An 18,471-nucleotide genomic window follows, 5' to 3' on the forward strand; every position below is an offset into this window, starting at 1 on the left:
ATTTTACAAAATTAAATTGATTTTTTTGAACTTAAAAACTTAAATTCTTAGAATCTCCATGGTGAAAGTTATAAACAGTAAATTCGTGTTTATATGTCGTTAATACTTTTATATTATTTGCTAATAAAGGTAATTGATTCTTAGATAATTCAATAACTTTTTTAAATATATAAATTGAACCAATTGATGTAAAGGGATTTTGATTTAAATATAATGTTCCTAAAACAACCAAACCTAAGAAAGAACTAAATTCAAGGACAATTTTAATAAAACTATCATTTATAGAATTTATAAAATTATATTTATAGTTCGCTTGATAATATTTATAAATTTCTTGTTGCATAAATTCCTTGATAAGATGTTCTTTATTTGCAAAATAAAGAACTGGATATCTTTTCATATAGTAGGATAATTTATTTATAAGTTGCTTAAAAGCGACATTGTTCTCTTTTGAATTTTTTTTAAGTTTTTTAGCAAATATAAGATAGATTATCGAGCAAAAACTTAAAACTACCAAGAGTAAGACTAAAGCAATTCAGTTTGTAATAGCAAAAAATATTATGATAGCTAAATAAGTAAATAAAATAGAAATCGATTGTGATAAAGGGATAAAGGTATGAATATCAATAGTCTTTGATTGATCGATTATTTCTTTAAAAATATCTTGTACACAGTAAGTTTGTTTTACTTCGATACTTGCATCTTTAAATTGTGAGAAAAGGTTGCTGGTAATTGATTTTGATATATATAAAACAAACTTATTGTTTATTTTTTGATAGTAATATTTACCGATTAAAGAAATAAAATAAGCTAAGCATACAACAGATAATAAAATAACAAAATTCAATATCTTATGATTTTTAATTACTTCAAATCTTTTTAATAAAGCATCAATTGCATATCCTTCTAAAAAAGTAATAGCAATAGCGAATAAAGATATGAATATAGATAAAAGAGTAAAAAATATAAATATTGATTTAATATCCTTAAATACTTTCTTCATATTCCTCCGTTTGATTATCAAGATTTAAAATAAAATCATAGTGATTTAGATTTTTGATACTACCCGTTGAATGGATGATGATAATATTTTTTGTTTTAAGATAACTAAAAATCTTATTTAAATAATTCATTTCAACATTTGAAAAAGCATCATCTAAGATAATAATAGAATTATCTTCACAAAGTCCTCTAGCAAGGTGTATTCGCTGTTTTTGACTACGATTTAGCGATTGCTCTGATATTTGCATATCAATATCTAAGTTTTTTAGTTCTACAATATCTAAAACCACTTTAACCTTAGTTACCTGATTTTCTTCTCATAGTGTAATGTTATTATAAAGACTATCATCAAAAAGCTTATAATGGGAAGTTATATAACTAATACTTTTAAGAAATTGAGCTGTATTTATATTATTTATATTTTCTCCATCAAAACTTATTTGTCCATTATATGTATTTATTTGTTTTAAAAGTATGTTGATAAATGAGTTTCTAGTATTTTTATCGTTTGCTGTTATTGCATAGGATTTACCCTTGATAAATTCATAATTTATATTATTTAAGATTGTATGATTATTATTTTGATAGGTTAAATTGTTAATGCTTATAGAACCGAAAGTAATTTTAGAAAAATCGTGATGTACATCTTTAAATTCAAAATTAAATTTTTTATAAAAACTTTTATATTCATTTAATTTTGAATTTAATTTAATTAAATTATGAATATTTGATGAAAAAGCGACAAAGAAACTAGGTAGCACAAAAATAATGGCAACTGGTTGATGTTGATTTATTATAAAAAAACCTGTAATAAAAACTAAAAAGAGTCCTATAATAAAGGTAAACCCATTGTTAATTGTTTCAATGATATTAATCTTGGAATGATCTTTATCTATTCTGATAATTCACTTTTTCAAAATCTCATCTATATACTTAATGATGTGACTATCATCCCCTAAGTAGTAAAAAAGTCTAAAACCGTTAAAAGTAGTTTGTAGATAGTTTAAAAATCTTGCTTCTTTTTGTTTATTTGTGTGCTTATGTTTATTAATTATTAGATTCAAAAAGGAAGGGAAAATAAGTAGTAATATAAGTGCACCTATACCGATTAGAGCAAGTTTATAACTTAAGACAATTAATACAAATAATGTTCCAATATTAACTATGAATGATGTTGCTGCATCTAAAGAAGTTTTTAAAACAATACTTCGAAATTCTGGGATTCTATGTTTAATTCAATTGATATTTTCTTGTGATTTTGAACTTGAAAGCTCTATATTTGGCACACTAAAGATTTTGTCTACAATATTATTCGTTACTAATTTTGAAATATAATTATCTAACTTATTTCTAAGAAAAACATTGATAATACTACTTATTAAAAATATAGAAATTAATGATATATCTGCATATAAATCTGTATAAAATTGTTGGTTTTGTTCTTGTAGTAGACTTATCAGTTCAGTAGTAAAATATACCAATAAAAAGGTAGATGTAGTTGAAAAGAAAGTGAATAGTAAGATAAGTATTATTAACAATTTCCTAGATAATATTTTTGTCATCAAATCCTTTCATATATATTAAATAATCATATCTTATTATTAGATTTTTATAAAAATAGTATTAAAAAAGCACAAAATATTGAAATAATTAATATTCAGAAGCATACAGATTAACGAAAGCAAAATTAAAGAATTTGATAAAATAAATATAAGGAGAAAAATGCAATCATTTAATAAGAAAATTATTTGAGATTTATTTGGTGGTGGTTGCAATTCTGTATCAAGAGCAATAAAAGAATATAATTTAGATCAATATTACAAAGTTTATACTTTCGATGTTGTTAAAACACATAAAGAAAGTTTTCGTGGTCAAACTGACTATAATTTCCAAACTTATATAGATATCGATTTAAGTTCTGATTCAATAATCAGTGATTTTAATAAATTAATTAAAGAAAACACTATACAAAAACCTGACATTATTCTTAGTTCAACATTGTGTCAGTCTTTTAGTAAGGTTTTATCAATGGTTGGAGGAGGAACTTGTTTTTGAAAACAAGAAATAAAAGGTGACAAAAATTCCAAACTTATCGAAAGAAGTTTGGAAGAATTTGAAAACCTTAAATCTGGTTTTACTAAAAGACTTAACGGACCAAAACAACTTTTTATAAAGAGATTAGGTGAAAAATGCGCAGTCAATTCCGTGAATTTGATAAAAACTTTTAAACCAAAATATTGATATATAGAAAATCCTGATAGTTCGATGTTATTTCAATTTTTAAGAGTGAATTTAGGTTTGAATGGTTATGAAAATGTTGCATGTTATGGTGCATATGATTTTCCACAAAATAAATCTGGTTGCTTTTATTCAAATATACAAATAGAATTGAAAAAAGAGCGTAGACCCAGAACATATGAAACTCAATGAGAAGAAGTGTCCAAAGAATATTATGATAAATGAATTGAAAATGTAAAATATAAAAAAAATTACCTAAATGGTTCAGGTGATTTTAGACATGTTAAAAAAGTTCTTGATGAATTTGGTAGCTATAAATATTATCGTAGGTGATATGTTGATATAGGTTATAAAATTGGGGATAAAGGACACTCATCACTAAAGAAAACTTCAATGACATTAGGAAAATTAACTAAACAAAAATACGCATTAAAAACTATTGGTGATTTTAATACAAAGCAAATAGGGGAAGCAAATGAAACATCACATATTCCCGCTGGTGTAATTTATCAAATCTTAAAGAAATTTAATTAATCTATTTTGTGTACTTTTATTCAAGCTTCTTCAATTTTTTGTTCTTGTTCTTTGTTTAATTTAATATCCATTAGTCTTGCAAAAGTATAAATATCTTCTTTAAAACCAAAATCAAATATGACAAATTCACCATATGTGCTTTTGTAATAATCTATAAAATTTCAATAATTTTTCTGTAATATTTTTCAAAAACCTACCAATATAACAATTGTTTGAATTCTTATATTTTTATCGAATAATTCTGATAAATTGTTATAAAAGTGATGATGATATCCAAAATTAGATTCTAATTTCTCTCAGTCAGAACCATTTATTTGTTTGAATTTACTTTCTAAAAATAAATATTGTAGTCGGTTTTTGAATTTAATTTTAAATGTATTAGGACAATTTATAACAAAATCAGGAGACATATAGTTGTTTGATTCTAATTCGCTTTTAACACTGTGAAATTTATTTCCAGGTGTTAGTTGCAGAGTTTGTATGTTTAGGATATTTAAAATGTTCTTTAGAAAGTTTTCACCTTCTTTTTTACCTTCTACTGCTCTGGTTCCTTGTGATCAACCAGTAAATTTTTTCATTCCTTGCTTCATAACTACTTATTTGAAAAATTATATGCTTTTTGCAAAAAAAACAAAAAGCAAGTTCATTGAACTTACTTTTTAGAAACCAAAACCTCCACCTAATCCTCCCAATCCTCCTCCGTTTTTAAGTGATTTTGCCATTTCTGTCATACGTTTTACCATTGCTTCGTAGTCAGAAATAAGTTTGTTAAATTCTTGAGGAGAGCGACCGCTACCTTTTAATACACGTTCTTTCCGTGTAACTTGTTTTAAAAGTTTTGGATTTTGACGCTCTCTTTTTGTCATAGAAGATATCAAAATTTGGTAAACATACATCTTTTCTTCTGCTTTTTCTATTTGACTTTCATCTACTTTGGATGCAAGGTTTCCGGGGAGCATTTTTAATATTTTAGAAAATTTACCGAGGTTTTTTACCTGGTTAATTTGCTCAAGAAGATCATCTAAACCAAAATCACCTGTAATCATTTTATGAAACATTTTAGTTGCTTTATCTTCATCAATTACATCTTGGGCTTTTTCGATTAAAGACATAACATCACCCATACCTAAAATTCTATCAGTCATACGTTCAGGATAGAACAAGTCTAAATTAGATGTTTTTTCACCAGTTCCGATAAAACGAATCGGTAGGTTTAAGATATATCTTAAACTTAATGCTGCACCACCACGAGCATCAGAATCAAGTTTAGTAATTATAGTCCCAGTAAGCTTTAATGCCTCATTAAAGGTTTTTGCAACATTAATAACATCTTGTCCACTTAAAGCATCTGTTACAAAGAATATTTCATCTGGATTTGCAATCTTTTTTAATCATTTTAATTCATCCATTAATTTTTCATCAATTGATAAACGACCTGCAGTATCGATGATGATTAAATCATTTTGATTTTCTTTTGCTACTGCCATTGCTGTGGAAACAATATTATCTACACTGTTATTTATACCTTCTTCATAAAAATCTACTTGAATACCTTTTGCTAATGTCACAAGTTGTTCAACAGCAGCAGGACGATAAATATCGGCGGCTACAACTAGCGGTTTAGTCACCATTTTCTTCTTACGGAATCAGTAAGCAAGTTTTGCTGTTGCAGTTGTTTTACCAGATCCTTGCAAACCACACATCATTATTATATAAGGTCGCTTGCTAATTTGAATTTCTTTTACTTTTGAACCAAGTATTTCAACAAGTTCGTTATGTAATATTTTGATGAAGTGTTGCGATGGATTAAGTTTACCAACAATTTTTTCTTCTAAAGCTTTTTCTTTAACCTTAGAAATAAATTCTTTGACTACTTGCAAGTTAACATCAGCTTCTAAAAGTGCCATTTTGATGTCGCGCATGATTACCAAAATATCTTCTTCGTTTAAGGTAACTTTTTTTTGCACTTTTTCAAGTGCCTTTTGCATTCTTTTTTCTAAAAATCCTAACATAATTCAATTATACATTAAGACAATATTTTCGTGTGACTTTTTTAAATTTGGTATAATTTGAAAATGTTACATTTAACAGTCAAATATACAGAGAGGATTGATAAATATATAGCAAATAATTCTAATATTTCTCGAAATGATATAAAAGAATTGATTGCACAAAAAGTAGTTTGAGTAGATGGAATTTTAGTAAATAAACCTAAATTTGTTGTTTCAGTTGGGCAAAACATAGAAATACAGAAAGTTTTAGATAAAGAAATTCATGTTCAACCTGAAAAAATGGATTTAAATATAATATATGATGATGAATATATATCTGTAATAAATAAACCTTGTGGACTTGTGGTGCATCCATCACCAGGTCATACCAGTGGAACACTGGTAAACGGACTTTTATATCACTTTAAAAACAATTTATCTAATGAAAATGGATTATTGCGTCCAGGGATAGTGCATCGAATTGATAAGGATACTAGTGGTTTATTAATAATTGCTAAAAATAATTTAGTACATCAGTTGCTATCGGAAAAGTTTGCAAAACATCAAATAAATCGTAAATATTTAGCAATATGCGATGGGATAATAGAAGATAAAAAGTTACTTTTAAACCTACCAATAGGTCGTTCGAACATCGATAGACAAAAGATGACTATTACAAATATAAATTCCAAACCTGCTATAACTCATATTACAATGATTAAGAGTTTTTATATTGATTATTTACCTAAAACATTAGTTAAATGCGAATTAGAAACAGGCAGAACTCACCAAATCAGGGTTCATTTAAAACATATAGGAAATCCTGTTTATGGGGATCCTTTGTATGGTAAATCAGTTGATGATAAAGGACAAAGACTGCATGCATATAAATTAGAATTTGAGCATCCGATAACCAAAAAATATCTAGAATTTTATAGCAAACCAGACTCAAAATTTGATGTAGCTAATTTAGATTTTGATGAATTTATTAAAATATATGAAGCAAAGAAAGGACAAAATGAAGAAGTATTATAACGAACAATTTGCTGATACACAAAGTCTTTGAGATAAATACAAAAACTATTTTAATATTTGAGTTTTTAGTTTTATCGGACTTTTATCTGTATTAACTGCTTTATATTTAGCACAAATTATATTTGTAGGGCTTAATTATAATTCTTATGTAGATTTATATCAAACAATTAATAAAACTGTTGAACCAAATGAACAAATAAAAGATATTCAAGGCGCTGCTGCTTATACATACAAACAAGACATTACAACTACATTTTTTTCGTTAGTGTTTTCTGCTTCTACTATTATATTTTTTGTAATGTCAGTTCAAAGGTCAACAAAAGAGAAAAATTATGGTTATTTATCTAATGGAGCATTGTTATTTAATTGATTAATTAGTTTATATAACATAATAACATTAGCGATTTTCTTATTTACTCCAAATAATTACAAGGGTTTACAAGGAAATCAGATTATATTATTTAAATTCATTGTATCAATAATTATTTTATTTATTTATGTGTTATTGTTTGTTTTGGTTCAAAGAGAAGTAAGTCGAATAAGAAAAACATTTATTATTATCTTACAAACTAAGGCATTAAAAGAATTTATGCAAAATGTAAGTCAAAACCAAAATAATAATCCCTTTGTTTCGCCTTTTGGATTTACTAATCAAAATCCACAACAAAACCAGCAAACACAGCAACCACAAGAACCGAAACCACAAGAAAGCGAAGAATATAAAAAGCTTATTAGATTGCCACTTAGCCAGCTTCATAAAATAGGAGAAAAATTAAATATTTTTGGTTATGCTGATATGGAAAAAGAAGAATTAATTCAAAAAATTATTGCTTATACAAAGAAAAATAAGACTACATAAATTTATATGTAGTTTTTTTCTTGCTTTTTATGCTTGTGTGAAAGTAAAAAAGCAAGAAAAACATAAAATTAAAAATAATTTGCTTTTTTATATTACTATACTATAATATTTATATATTACTATTAAGTAATATAAGGAGACAAATGAAAAAGTTTTTCTATTATGTATTTTTTATACATAAATTAATTTTGAAGAAAAAGAACACAATTATAGTACCCATTATATGGATTATAATTTCAATAATAAGTTCAATAGTATTTAGTCAACTAAATATAAATACAAAACAAAAAATGTTATCCTTTTATATAGTAATCTTTGTTGAATTATTAATTACAGTTTTCTTTTCATCAATAAAAACTATTAATATATATAAAGATTTAGAAGAAGAAGGGATAGAATTACTTACTTTATCAAAATCTATTTCGAGAAAAAGCATTATATGAGCAAAAACATTTTCTAATATAGTTTTTGGACTATATTGAGCTGTTATAATTATATTCTCTAATATATTTATTCTGGCAAGTTTAAAACTATTAGTAATTATGTGATATTTAATCTTTATAAGTCTTGCTACATTCTTTCTAGCATACATTTTATTTGGAACATTCACATCTTTGATTGCTTACAAAATCAACACAAAAGTCGCTATAACACTACCTATTTTGCTTTTTAGTCCGCTAGCAATAGGTGGAAGCATAATTGCTGCTAAAAGCACTTCAACAGCAAACAATTATGCATATTATTTAAATTTACCATATCAGAATCATTTATCAGGAAATAGAGTAAATGCAGAAAAATTCTATTTAAACAATGGATATGATAAATATTACATAGTTCCTAATGGATATGAGAGTTCAGAATTCAATAAAAATCAAAAAGAATTTCTTGATAAAGCTTTTGCTACTTCAAAAGCATCTGCTAGAGATTGACAAATATATTCATATTTAATTACACCATATCAAATGCTGGATATATTTAATATTAATAATGCTAATATTTTTAATGCATTTTCAGATGAACAAGACAGCAATTTATCCAAATACTTGTTTTATAAAAACAAGGATTCTTATATCTATAATTATATTCTTTTACCTAAATCTAATCTAAAACAATATAGTGTAACTGATAAGTTAAAAAGCACATCTGAAGTTAAAAATCCTGATTCTCAAATTATTCAACCTGCTGTTATAGTAAATAAAAATGCATTTTTGGTGCCTACAGCACTTAAAAATCAAGCTATATTCAATAATTTAATTAATACCAATATTATTTATGCAAGAGAGGGTGCTGATACTTTTAAGACTGAATTTCCGGAAGATAAATTTGTTTATAACTCTTCGCAAAATATTGTAGGTGAACTAAAGTGAAAATATATTAAGGAACTTTTATCAGATTTGGCATTTGATGATTATGCACAGAAATTTTATCAACAAGTGCTTAATAAAACACAAAATACACAGCAACTTGAAAGCAAGGATATCTATTTTAAATATCTTTCAGATGCATTAAATAGTGAAAATAGTCATTTATTAAGATTACAAACTCAGAGTGTTGTATTGGATCCAAGTTCTTTAAAAAACAAGTTAATAAAGAGTTTGACAGAAAAGAAAATTTATTTAGCAGTTGCATTGATTTATTATGGATATTTTTCTTATTTAGACACAAAACTTTTTGATGCAATTTTACATAATGATATTAATAATAATTATGATCCTGATACATATACAATTAATATAGATGGTTTTGACTACAATATAGGTGGATATTCTGATTATGTAGCAAAACAAGAAGTATCAGGTGATAAAAACAATTCAAAAATAATTATTCGCTATGATTTAAACAAATCTAACAATTATTTATTTACACCAGTTGAAGATGTTTATGAGCTAAGTCGAACAAATATAAAGGTAGTTGAAAAAAATATTTACTTTTTGATTTGAATTATTTTATCAGCAGCATTGGTATTAGTAAATAACAAATTATATTATCGTAAGGATTATAAATAATGAATATTCTAGAAGTTAGAAATTTAAGTAAATTTTATTCAAAAAAGAAGAATACTGGTATTTTTGATTTAAATTTTGATGTAAAAACCGGAAGTTTTCATGCTTTTATAGGAGAAAACGGAGCAGGGAAAACAACAACAATAAAAACTATTATTGGATCATATATAAATTATCAAGGAGATGTTTTAATAAATGGAATAAGCATTAAAAAACCAGATAGTAGACAAAGATTAGGATATGTTCCTGAAAACACTATATTCCCTAAAGAAATTACTACATTTGAATATTTAAAGTATTTAGGGATGTTAAATTTAAAACAAGCAACTGAAAAAGAAAAATTGTTACAAAAAATCGATCAGATGCTAGAAAACTTCGGTATTTTAGATCTAAAAAACAAAAAACCTTTTTATTTTTCATCAGGTCAAAAGAAAAAAGTTCTATTAATTCAAGCGTTACTAAATGATCCGGAATTGTTAATTTTAGATGAGCCTGCTGCTAATTTAGACCCAACAGCACGATATCAATTATTCAAAATACTAAAAGAATTACACCAAAACGGAACAACTATTTTTATAAGTTCGCATATATTGAGTGAAATTAAAAAATATGTAGATTCATTTACACTGATTCATCAAGGAAAAATTTTGTATTCTGGAGCAAATGAAAATAATTTAGAGGAGGTTTTTTATGAAAAAGTGATTAAAAATTAGTCTAATAACATCAGCAAGTGTTTTAGGCGTTGCTGTTATATCACTTGTATCTGCTTTTGTTAGTATAAACTCTAACAAAAGCGAATTTATAAACTCGTATACAAATAAACAAGAAAGTAAAGTGGATTACAGAAATTATTTAGTAAAGCAAGTTCATCAAAATGATGATTTATTAACAATTGCTAATAGTTACTATTTTGATGAAAGCACAAGCGAGCAAGTTAAAAACGAATTTTATAATGAACAAAATTCAATAAACAATGGTTATTTATCAGATATATCATCTGCTTTAACGTATGCACCTTTATTTATTTATGTAAATTCGAAAGATCGAAGTGAATTGACTGGTAAATATGCTAAAAAAGGTATAAATGTTTTAACAAAATTGTTAAATGAAAATTGGTTTTGGTATTTAAATAATATTAATAAATTCACTTTTATTTATAACACATATGGTGAAAATTTCAAAGATGATCGTGATTATTTAAATAATCAAACAACAAATATAAAGGATTTGTTGTTTGAAAAGTTAATGATTAAAAACAAAGATGATGAAGTAAAAAATACTGATTCGCTTTTGTATAAAATAAATAAATTCAAAATTAAGAAAATTTATGAACAAAGATTCATTAATTTGATACCAGATGAATACAAAGAAGCAGCATCTGAGTTAAATAAATATATAGATACAAAAATATTATTTATAGAACTTAATGATGGTTCAATTATGCCAGTATTTGTATATAAAAAACAAGTCAATAATCAATCACAAAAGCATGTTTTTATATTGCCAGAAATATTAACCACAAGAGTTTTAGGGACATTCAATGAAGTTTATGATGTATTTATCCAAAGTTGAAAAGATGCATATAAAAAATCACTTGATAGTTTATTTAATTACCAAAAAAAGATAATAGATGAAGATGAAAATAAAACAGATGCACAAATAAAAAAAGAAGTTTTTGCAAAATTTACAGACCAAAATTTTGCAAAATTATTCGAAAGAGAAAATTATTCTGAAATGCTACATCGAAGCATTTATGAATACAATCTAAACCACAAATATAATTATATTTCTCGTTTTAGTCTGGGAGACAGTGATGAAAGTTAAAAAAATATTTTTAAATTCATTATTTTTAGTTCCTTTGATATCTGTTTCTTGCACCAATTATTCACAGGGCGAAAAACTAAGTGCTTTGATATCAAATGAAGAAGATATAAGTTCAAATCCAAATAACATTAGACAAAAGAAAACAGATGCTCTTATTAATGATATTTTAAATGATTTATTTAAAGGTTCAGAGGTTAAAAAACTAGAATTTATAAACAAACAAAAACAAAGTAAAGATGAAATTGAAAAAACTTTTATAACTATGTCGCAGGAATATAATAAATTATTACAAAAATACAAAGAACAGTTAAGTAATATAGAAGACGAAATAGACGATATCGAAACCGATTTAAAAGAACTAAAATTTACACCTAAAATAAACAGTAAACAAATAATTGAAAAAGAATCACAACTCATAAATAAAATAAAACAATTATCTGATATAAGAGTTCATTTTAGAGATTTTGCGATAAGACAAAATGAAAAAATTTCTAAAAATTGATATTATTTTTTTACAAATATAGATAAATTTAATTTTGAATTTATAGAATATGTCTATGATGGACTGCAAAATGGAAAAACAGCAAGTTCAGAATACAAAAAATCAATTGATTCAAAAATCTCATATCCATCATTTAAATTTAAGAACAATTATTTAGATAACAAGATTCAAGGAATTGAAAGCGTAGAATTTCGAAATAGTGTTATCTATTACATTAGTAAAGGAAAGATGGTTTTCAGAATTTTAATAGAAAATTTAGATACTGAAAATCCTAAATTATCTATGAAAGCAATGAATTGATATTTTGGTAGTTCAAAAGCAAATACCATTTCACTTCCGTTAGTTTCATCAGTTGTTCACACATTATTTATACATCAATATCCTAATGCATATCCAGAATTTGAAGATGTAATGGTGAAAAAACAAAAATATGGTGAACCTGCATTTATGTTTGGAGTTTGAAAGAATGAAAAAATGAGTTAGAAAAACTATAAGTTTAGGATTATTTATTATGCCAGTGCTTGCTGCTATTTCTTGTTCTAAGCCACAGCAAAATGAAGTTAGTTTCTTAGTTAATAATTCTGTAAATGCAGAAAATGATAAATGAGATAACTTTATAAAAAACGACTATATCCAAGAAATTTTACACAAATTGTATGATAATAATGAAGATATTCAAAAGTATATTAAAAAGCAAAAGAGTATTAATGCACAAGAGTATTTAACTTCATTAAAAACTTGATTAAGATACTCAAATAATTTCATTTCTTCCTATGACAAAGGTTCTTTTGACTATAAAACATTTAAGACTAAAAGAAATTTTACAACAGAAAAAGCAGAAGATGAAAAAAGAGTGTTGTTCGAAGAGAATTGATTGTTTTTATTATTTAATTTAGATAAATTTAAATTTATGCAGTCACCAAATATCGCAACAGATGAATTTGTTAAAGCAGATGTTGTTGATGATGCAGAGACTAAACAAAAGATTTATAAAGATTATTTTATAGCAGATAATAATGAGATAATTGATTTTGTTGTTCAAAGATATAATTTTTATGAAATTGAAGAACCATTAAAACGAGAAATACCTAAAGAAAAGAAAGAAATAGTAGATGATAAGCAAGAAAATAAAGAGATTGTAGAAAAACCAAAAGAAGAAAATTATATTGAACCTAAAAAAGATGAAAAAACACAAAATCAAAGTTTGTTAGAGAAACTAAAGAACTCATTCAATGAACCAAAAACCCAAAAAACAGATGATGATGATGATGATAAAGAGAAAGATGAACAAAATGAAAATCAAAAAGATAATAATCAACTAGAGGAAGAAGAAAAAAAACAAAAAGAAGAAGAACTGAAAAAATCAGAAGACTCTAAAAAAATACAAGAATCCGATGAAAAAGATGAGGATATGGAGGGAGAAAATAGCAAAGCTTCTGATGTTGATGAAGATGACGATGAATGTGAGGATGAGGGTGAACTTAAATGCAATGATTTATCAAAAATCCCACCATCATTTTTCCCTAAGAAAAAATTATTTAGTATTGCAAATGATGTAAAAGTTTCTATAAAAAAACCAACATATCATTATGAAGAAAGAATATTTATGTTAACAAAACAAGGATATATCCTTTCTTTTGAAATAGAAACTACTGAAAAAGGTGGTAAAAAGACAATAACAAGAAAAAAATTAAGTGAATATATTTATACATATCCAAAATTGCTATTAAGTAAACAAAAATTAGAAGATTTTGATTTAAAAAAATATGTAAATAGCACAAGAATATGAGCCGATCCAAATGTTTCGCCATCACCTGCTACAAAAGTTATCTTTGAAGAAGAATATGGTGGTAGAGAAATGCGATATACATTAATTAACACAGTTAAATAGTTTATATTTTGTTCTTTATTAGTCCATATTATCGTGAATTATTAAACAAAATTTTACTAATTACTATAGTATATAATTTTGTAAGGATTTAATAATGAACAATAACTTTGAATTATCTAATTTCGAAAAAACAAGACTGATAAATTTACAAACAGTAATGCAATTTAGTGATTTAACAATACAGAGTTTAGCAAAAAAATCGGAAAATCTCTCGTAACTGTTATTAAATATAAGAAAATTGTATAAAAGGGAGAAGAAGTTTATTAAAAAATTTGTTCTTCATAAGAATAGAGATAACATTCATGCCTGAAAATACTCAAATGAAGAGATAAAGAAATTAGCAGAAGATTATAATAATAAAAAACTCCTCACTAAGCGACGGGAAGAGTTCAACAGATTCATATTTGAGTTTGTTTTTATATAATGAAAAAATAAACTCAGAATATATCTTACTCTCAATTTCATAAAAGACTAATAAAATTAGGTGTTACATCTGCTTTTGCTTATAAAAGTAGCGAAAAATTCTGCAAAAAATATGTAAAGTATGCAAAATTAACGAATAAGGAATATCTTTTTGATAATATGGTTTTTAAAAAACCTAAGAAAAAGAAGTAATTAGAACCGAACAAAGACGAAATTTCTCATTTGGTCAAAGGGTAGAAATGAGATGGATGCTCACACAAATTCTTAAATAATAAAGAAATAACATTAATTGGTTCCATTGATGTAGCAACAGGTTTAATTTTGTCATTACATTTTGAGAAAAAAGCAGAATCATTAAATGGACATCAATCAAATATTGAAAAAATGATAAATAATTATGGGGACACTTAAAAAAGTTGTGTATTCATAACTGAGTTATCTTCACAAAAAAGATTTTTTAAAAAATATTAAAAAAGAGTGAAACTCCTTTAAAATTGTAAGTGAAATAAAACAAAGGAGAACACATGACAGATATTATATCAAAAAATTTGTTAATTTCAGAAAAGATTAATGAAATAAAAGAAAATGGGTTTAAATTCGTAGCAGAATTTTCAAGAGATATCATTACTAATATAATGAATGCAATCTTAAAAGAAGAGTTTGATGAGAACTTAAAATTTGAATTTGAAAATTCTAAATATGAAAAGAAAAATACACGAAATGGTTATTATACAAGAAGCACTAGATACACCTATTGGAAAAGCATTGCTAAATGTTCCAAGAGATAGAGCAGGAAGAATTAAAAGTAAATTATTTACCAGATATAGTCGAAGAAGTGATAATCTTACTCAGATGATAATGTCCTTTTGCAAACTAGGTGGTTCTTATAAAGAAATCACTGATTTCATTGAGAATTCTACAGACATAAAAATGTCAAGACAAACAATTTCTAATATCTTTACTACTACAAAGGAAAAGGTAGATGAATTCCAAAATAGAAAGCCTACCAAAGAAATTTCAAGCAATTTTTCTTGATTCTACTTACTTTTCCATCAAACGAGGAAGTTATGCAAAGGAAGTCTATAAATATCGTTATGGGAATTGACGAAAATGGTTATAAGCAAGTGCTAAACTTTGAAATTTGTCCAAATGAAAACAAAGGAATTTTTAGAGAATTATTACTAAAAATCAAGGAACAAGGTGTAGAAGAAGTTGAAATTTTTGTCTTTGACGGTTTACCTGGTTTAGAAAATGTTGTAAATGAAATTTTTCCAAAATCTAAGACTCAAAGATGTCTTATACACATTCAAAGAAATATTGTGTCTAAAGTAAGGGTTTCTGATCGTAAAGAAATTTCTAATGATTTTATGTTGATTGCAAAACGAAGTAATATACTTGAAGCACAAAAAGAACTAGAAAACTTTGTATCAAAATGAACTATAAAAGGTTACAAAAAAGAAGTCTCATATCTTTTGCAAATGCAAAATTTATTAACATTTTTTGATTTTCCACCTGAAAAGCGTAAATCTATTTATACAACAAATCCAATCGAATCCTTAAACTCGAATATGAAATTGATTTTAAAAGAAAAGTTTCATTTCCTAATACGGAAAGTTTATCACTGCTTTTTAGCACATATTTTTTTGATAACTGAAATATTGACAGAAGTTTTAGAGCAACAAACGGATTTAGAAATATTGGTTAAACTTCGATTTGGTATTGAAAAACCTGCAAAATATAAAGCAAAAGAACAAAAGATTACTTTTGTTCGCTTTATTTTGCGGGTTTTTCAAAAAAATTTTTAAATTTTTCTGATAAGATGCTATTATATATACTACTTACCTTTTTATAGGATATAACTTAGATTTTATTAAAATACACAAGAATTTTTATAATGTCAATTATGGAATTCCACAAATGATTATTACAGATAACAGAAAGAATTTTTATAATTCTGCTGAATCAAATGCTTCTACATATAATGCTGTAAGAGATTTAGGAATAGAATTTATAACCACTTCTGAATCAAACGGAAAACCACATATTGAGCGTTTTTGAGATTTTGCACAAAAGAGAATTCCAAGTTGAATAAAAGACCACAATTATAAAACAATTGAAGAATTGAACCAAAATATAGGTGAATTAATGAATTATTTAAATATTACAAGAAAAAGTGTTATACAAAATCCACAAAGTAATTTCTTTAGACAACCACATAAAGAATACCTAGAAAATTACTTTGATTTAGAGATAAAAAGAAAAATTAATGCTGCTGCAATGACTTATAATAATGTAAATTATGCACCCTATGAAAATGACAAAAGAATTAAAATTAATAGCAGCACAGATATAAAATTTGTCATAGGAACAGACGAAAAATTATATTTTAGAACCAAAAATAAAAGATATGAAGCAAAACCGATATCTACAAAAGATATGACTCATTATGAGAAAATAGCATTCGAAAAACGCTTGCATGTAGGGGTAAAAGAAGTACAAATCATATCAAGACTTCTTTCGAGTGGTTTCTCCTTTAATAAATTACTTGATTTAAAAATTAGAAAAATTGCTTCATCTGATAAATATACAGGCTGATGAAATAAAAAAATATTGCAACAAATACTAGATGAACTCGAAGATGCTCGTAAAAAAAACTCGATAACATCACAAATTTATAAAATCAAACAAACAAAATTTATGAATATTTTACCAAAGCAGTGCCTAGGATTTTCCTTACAGGAAAATCGTTTAAAACATACACCTCTACAAATGTTTTTAAGGGTTTCTCACTTTTACCACCCCTAACCCCAGCCTAATGGCGAAAATAGGCGAGGAATTTTCTTTTTTGAAAAAAGAAACAAAAAAACTTTATATCTGTGGCGTTACGCAAATATTTTATTTGCTACAAGTACTTTTTCAGATTTTGTTTTTATATTTTTATATAAAGGTGTTTTATTATAAAAAGTAAAACAGAAAAATCTTAAATTAGACTTTTTATGGTATTAAAAAAACTGGTAAAAAAGTGATTAATCCTGCTTTATGCTATATAATTTTTATACATTGTAACTATGTAAAGTTTTGAATAATATTTCAGAATTTTGTTCTTTATTAGTCCATATTATTGAATATTTTATTATAATATTGGAGGTAAAATGGAAAACAATAAAGACATTATAGCTACAACGATAAATCAAATCGAGAAGAAGTTTGGTAAAGAATCTATTATGCTTTTAGGAGATGTTCCTGAATTAGCAGTAGAAACATTCAGTAGTGGTAGTATAACACTAGATAATTTACTTGGTGGTGGTTATCCAAAAGGACGTATCATAGAGATTTATGGACCTGAAAGTTGTGGTAAAACAACTTTATCATTACATGCAGTAGCAGAGATTCAAAGACAAGGTGGAGTTGCGGCATTTATCGATGCAGAACATTCAATAGATCCATTATTTGCTCAAAAAATAGGTGTAGATGTTAATAATTTAATACTATCGCAACCTGATAGTGGTGAGCAAGCACTAGAAATAGTCGATATTTTAGCAAAAACAGGTAATATTGATTTAATAATAGTCGATTCAGTAGCAGCATTAGTTCCAGAAGCAGAATTGAACGGAGAAATGACAGATCAACAAATTGGTGCTCAAGCCCGCTTAATGTCAAAGGCATTAAGAAAAATAACAGGAAATCTTAATAAAAATAAAACTACTATTATTTTTATTAATCAAATCCGCGAAAAAGTTGGGGTAATTTTTGGTAATCCAGAAACAACACCAGGTGGTCGTGCGTTGAAATTCTATTCAAGCATTCGTGTAGAAGTTCGTAAGGGACAACAAATTATTGAAGATAAAGAAGTTATAGGTGCTGAAATTAAATTTAAAGTTGTTAAAAACAAAATTGCACCACCATATCGTAGTGGACAAAGTGAATTTTACTTCGATAAAGGAATTGATAAAATTGGTGAAGTAATTGATATGGCGACTGAAAAAGATATACTTGATAAAAAGGGTGCTTGATATGGATATCAAGGACAAAATGTTGCTCAGGGTAAGAAAAACCTACGTGATTATTTATTAACACATTCTGATATATATGATGAAATCCTAAGTCAAGTTCAAGAATATAGTAAGCATTAGCCTTACTTATTTTTATAAACATTTATAATATATGTA

Annotated in this window: 18 protein-coding genes; 14 read left to right on the plus strand and 4 right to left on the minus strand. The window is 25.8% G+C overall.

The genetic code is table 4. From position 1 onward, the window contains the following. Positions 1-31: 31 nt before the first annotated feature. Together ACR82Z_RS00395 and ACR82Z_RS00400 are read right to left on the minus strand one after the other, a co-directional pair. Complete coding sequence (locus ACR82Z_RS00395) at positions 32-1,003, minus strand: ABC transporter transmembrane domain-containing protein (RefSeq protein ID WP_435129706.1); 972 nt, start codon at positions 1,001-1,003, stop codon at positions 32-34. Next, positions 987-2,564 (minus strand): ATP-binding cassette domain-containing protein, encoded by a 1,578-nt coding sequence (locus tag ACR82Z_RS00400; RefSeq protein ID WP_435129708.1) that lies wholly within the window; start codon positions 2,562-2,564, stop codon positions 987-989. Before ACR82Z_RS00400 ends, ACR82Z_RS00395 begins: the two co-directional genes overlap by 17 nt. 160 nt (positions 2,565-2,724) lie before the next feature. Between ACR82Z_RS00400 and ACR82Z_RS00405 the strand changes: the two genes are divergently transcribed. After that, positions 2,725-3,774, plus strand: a complete 1,050-nt coding sequence (locus ACR82Z_RS00405) for a hypothetical protein (protein WP_435129711.1) — start codon at positions 2,725-2,727, stop codon at positions 3,772-3,774. Here the strand turns inward: ACR82Z_RS00405 and ACR82Z_RS00410 are convergent. Then, positions 3,771-4,352: a hypothetical protein gene (locus tag ACR82Z_RS00410; protein ID WP_435129714.1), complete on the minus strand. Its 582-nt coding sequence runs from the start codon at positions 4,350-4,352 to the stop codon at positions 3,771-3,773. The two genes, ACR82Z_RS00405 and ACR82Z_RS00410, sit on opposite strands and share 4 nt — an antisense overlap. A gap of 81 nt (positions 4,353-4,433) precedes the next feature. After that, positions 4,434-5,786 carry a signal recognition particle protein gene (gene ffh / locus ACR82Z_RS00415; RefSeq protein ID WP_435129717.1) on the minus strand — a complete coding sequence of 451 codons (1,353 nt, stop codon included), beginning with the start codon at positions 5,784-5,786 and terminating at the stop codon, positions 4,434-4,436. 63 nt (positions 5,787-5,849) lie between these two features. Between ffh and ACR82Z_RS00420 the strand changes: the two genes are divergently transcribed. From ACR82Z_RS00420 to recA, 13 genes are all read left to right on the plus strand, one after another. Next, a complete protein-coding gene (locus ACR82Z_RS00420; protein WP_435129720.1) occupies positions 5,850-6,800 on the plus strand; it encodes an RluA family pseudouridine synthase in 951 nt (316 codons plus the stop codon). Then, positions 6,784-7,659, plus strand: a complete 876-nt coding sequence (locus ACR82Z_RS00425) for a hypothetical protein (protein ID WP_435129722.1) — start codon at positions 6,784-6,786, stop codon at positions 7,657-7,659. The genes ACR82Z_RS00420 and ACR82Z_RS00425 overlap by 17 nt, the downstream gene beginning before the upstream one ends. 290 nt (positions 7,660-7,949) lie before the next feature. Further along, positions 7,950-9,665, plus strand: a complete 1,716-nt coding sequence (locus tag ACR82Z_RS00430; RefSeq protein ID WP_435129724.1) for a hypothetical protein — start codon at positions 7,950-7,952, stop codon at positions 9,663-9,665. Beyond that, positions 9,665-10,375 (plus strand): ABC transporter ATP-binding protein, encoded by a 711-nt coding sequence (locus ACR82Z_RS00435; protein ID WP_435129726.1) that lies wholly within the window; start codon positions 9,665-9,667, stop codon positions 10,373-10,375. The genes ACR82Z_RS00430 and ACR82Z_RS00435 overlap by 1 nt, the downstream gene beginning before the upstream one ends. Further along, complete coding sequence (locus ACR82Z_RS00440) at positions 10,353-11,486, plus strand: aromatic motif membrane protein (RefSeq protein ID WP_435129729.1); 1,134 nt, start codon at positions 10,353-10,355, stop codon at positions 11,484-11,486. Before ACR82Z_RS00435 ends, ACR82Z_RS00440 begins: the two co-directional genes overlap by 23 nt. Continuing rightward, positions 11,476-12,471, plus strand: a complete 996-nt coding sequence (locus ACR82Z_RS00445; protein ID WP_435129732.1) for an aromatic motif membrane protein — start codon at positions 11,476-11,478, stop codon at positions 12,469-12,471. Before ACR82Z_RS00440 ends, ACR82Z_RS00445 begins: the two co-directional genes overlap by 11 nt. After that, a complete protein-coding gene (locus ACR82Z_RS00450) occupies positions 12,455-13,879 on the plus strand; it encodes an aromatic motif membrane protein (RefSeq protein ID WP_435129734.1) in 1,425 nt (474 codons plus the stop codon). Before ACR82Z_RS00445 ends, ACR82Z_RS00450 begins: the two co-directional genes overlap by 17 nt. 94 nt (positions 13,880-13,973) lie before the next feature. Beyond that, positions 13,974-14,096 (plus strand): hypothetical protein, encoded by a 123-nt coding sequence (locus tag ACR82Z_RS00455; RefSeq protein ID WP_435128362.1) that lies wholly within the window; start codon positions 13,974-13,976, stop codon positions 14,094-14,096. Positions 14,097-14,826: 730 nt separating this feature from the next. Continuing rightward, positions 14,827-15,090 (plus strand): transposase, encoded by a 264-nt coding sequence (locus ACR82Z_RS00460; RefSeq protein WP_435128564.1) that lies wholly within the window; start codon positions 14,827-14,829, stop codon positions 15,088-15,090. Continuing rightward, positions 15,023-15,388 carry a transposase gene (locus ACR82Z_RS00465; protein WP_435129737.1) on the plus strand — a complete coding sequence of 122 codons (366 nt, stop codon included), beginning with the start codon at positions 15,023-15,025 and terminating at the stop codon, positions 15,386-15,388. The genes ACR82Z_RS00460 and ACR82Z_RS00465 overlap by 68 nt, the downstream gene beginning before the upstream one ends. Beyond that, on the plus strand, positions 15,370-16,107 hold the full coding sequence (locus ACR82Z_RS00470) for an IS256 family transposase (protein WP_435129740.1): 738 nt from the start codon (positions 15,370-15,372) through the stop codon (positions 16,105-16,107). Before ACR82Z_RS00465 ends, ACR82Z_RS00470 begins: the two co-directional genes overlap by 19 nt. Before the next feature lie 112 nt (positions 16,108-16,219). After that, complete coding sequence (locus ACR82Z_RS00475) at positions 16,220-17,107, plus strand: hypothetical protein (protein ID WP_435129743.1); 888 nt, start codon at positions 16,220-16,222, stop codon at positions 17,105-17,107. Positions 17,108-17,454: 347 nt separating this feature from the next. After that, positions 17,455-18,435, plus strand: coding sequence for a recombinase RecA (gene recA / locus ACR82Z_RS00480; protein ID WP_435129746.1), 981 nt, complete (start codon positions 17,455-17,457; stop codon positions 18,433-18,435). Positions 18,436-18,471: the final 36 nt, after the last annotated feature.

Origin of the sequence: Mycoplasma sp. 6243, assembly GCF_051200785.1 — a bacterium.
Classification (GTDB): Bacteria; Bacillota_I; Bacilli_A; order Mycoplasmatales; family Metamycoplasmataceae; genus Mycoplasmopsis.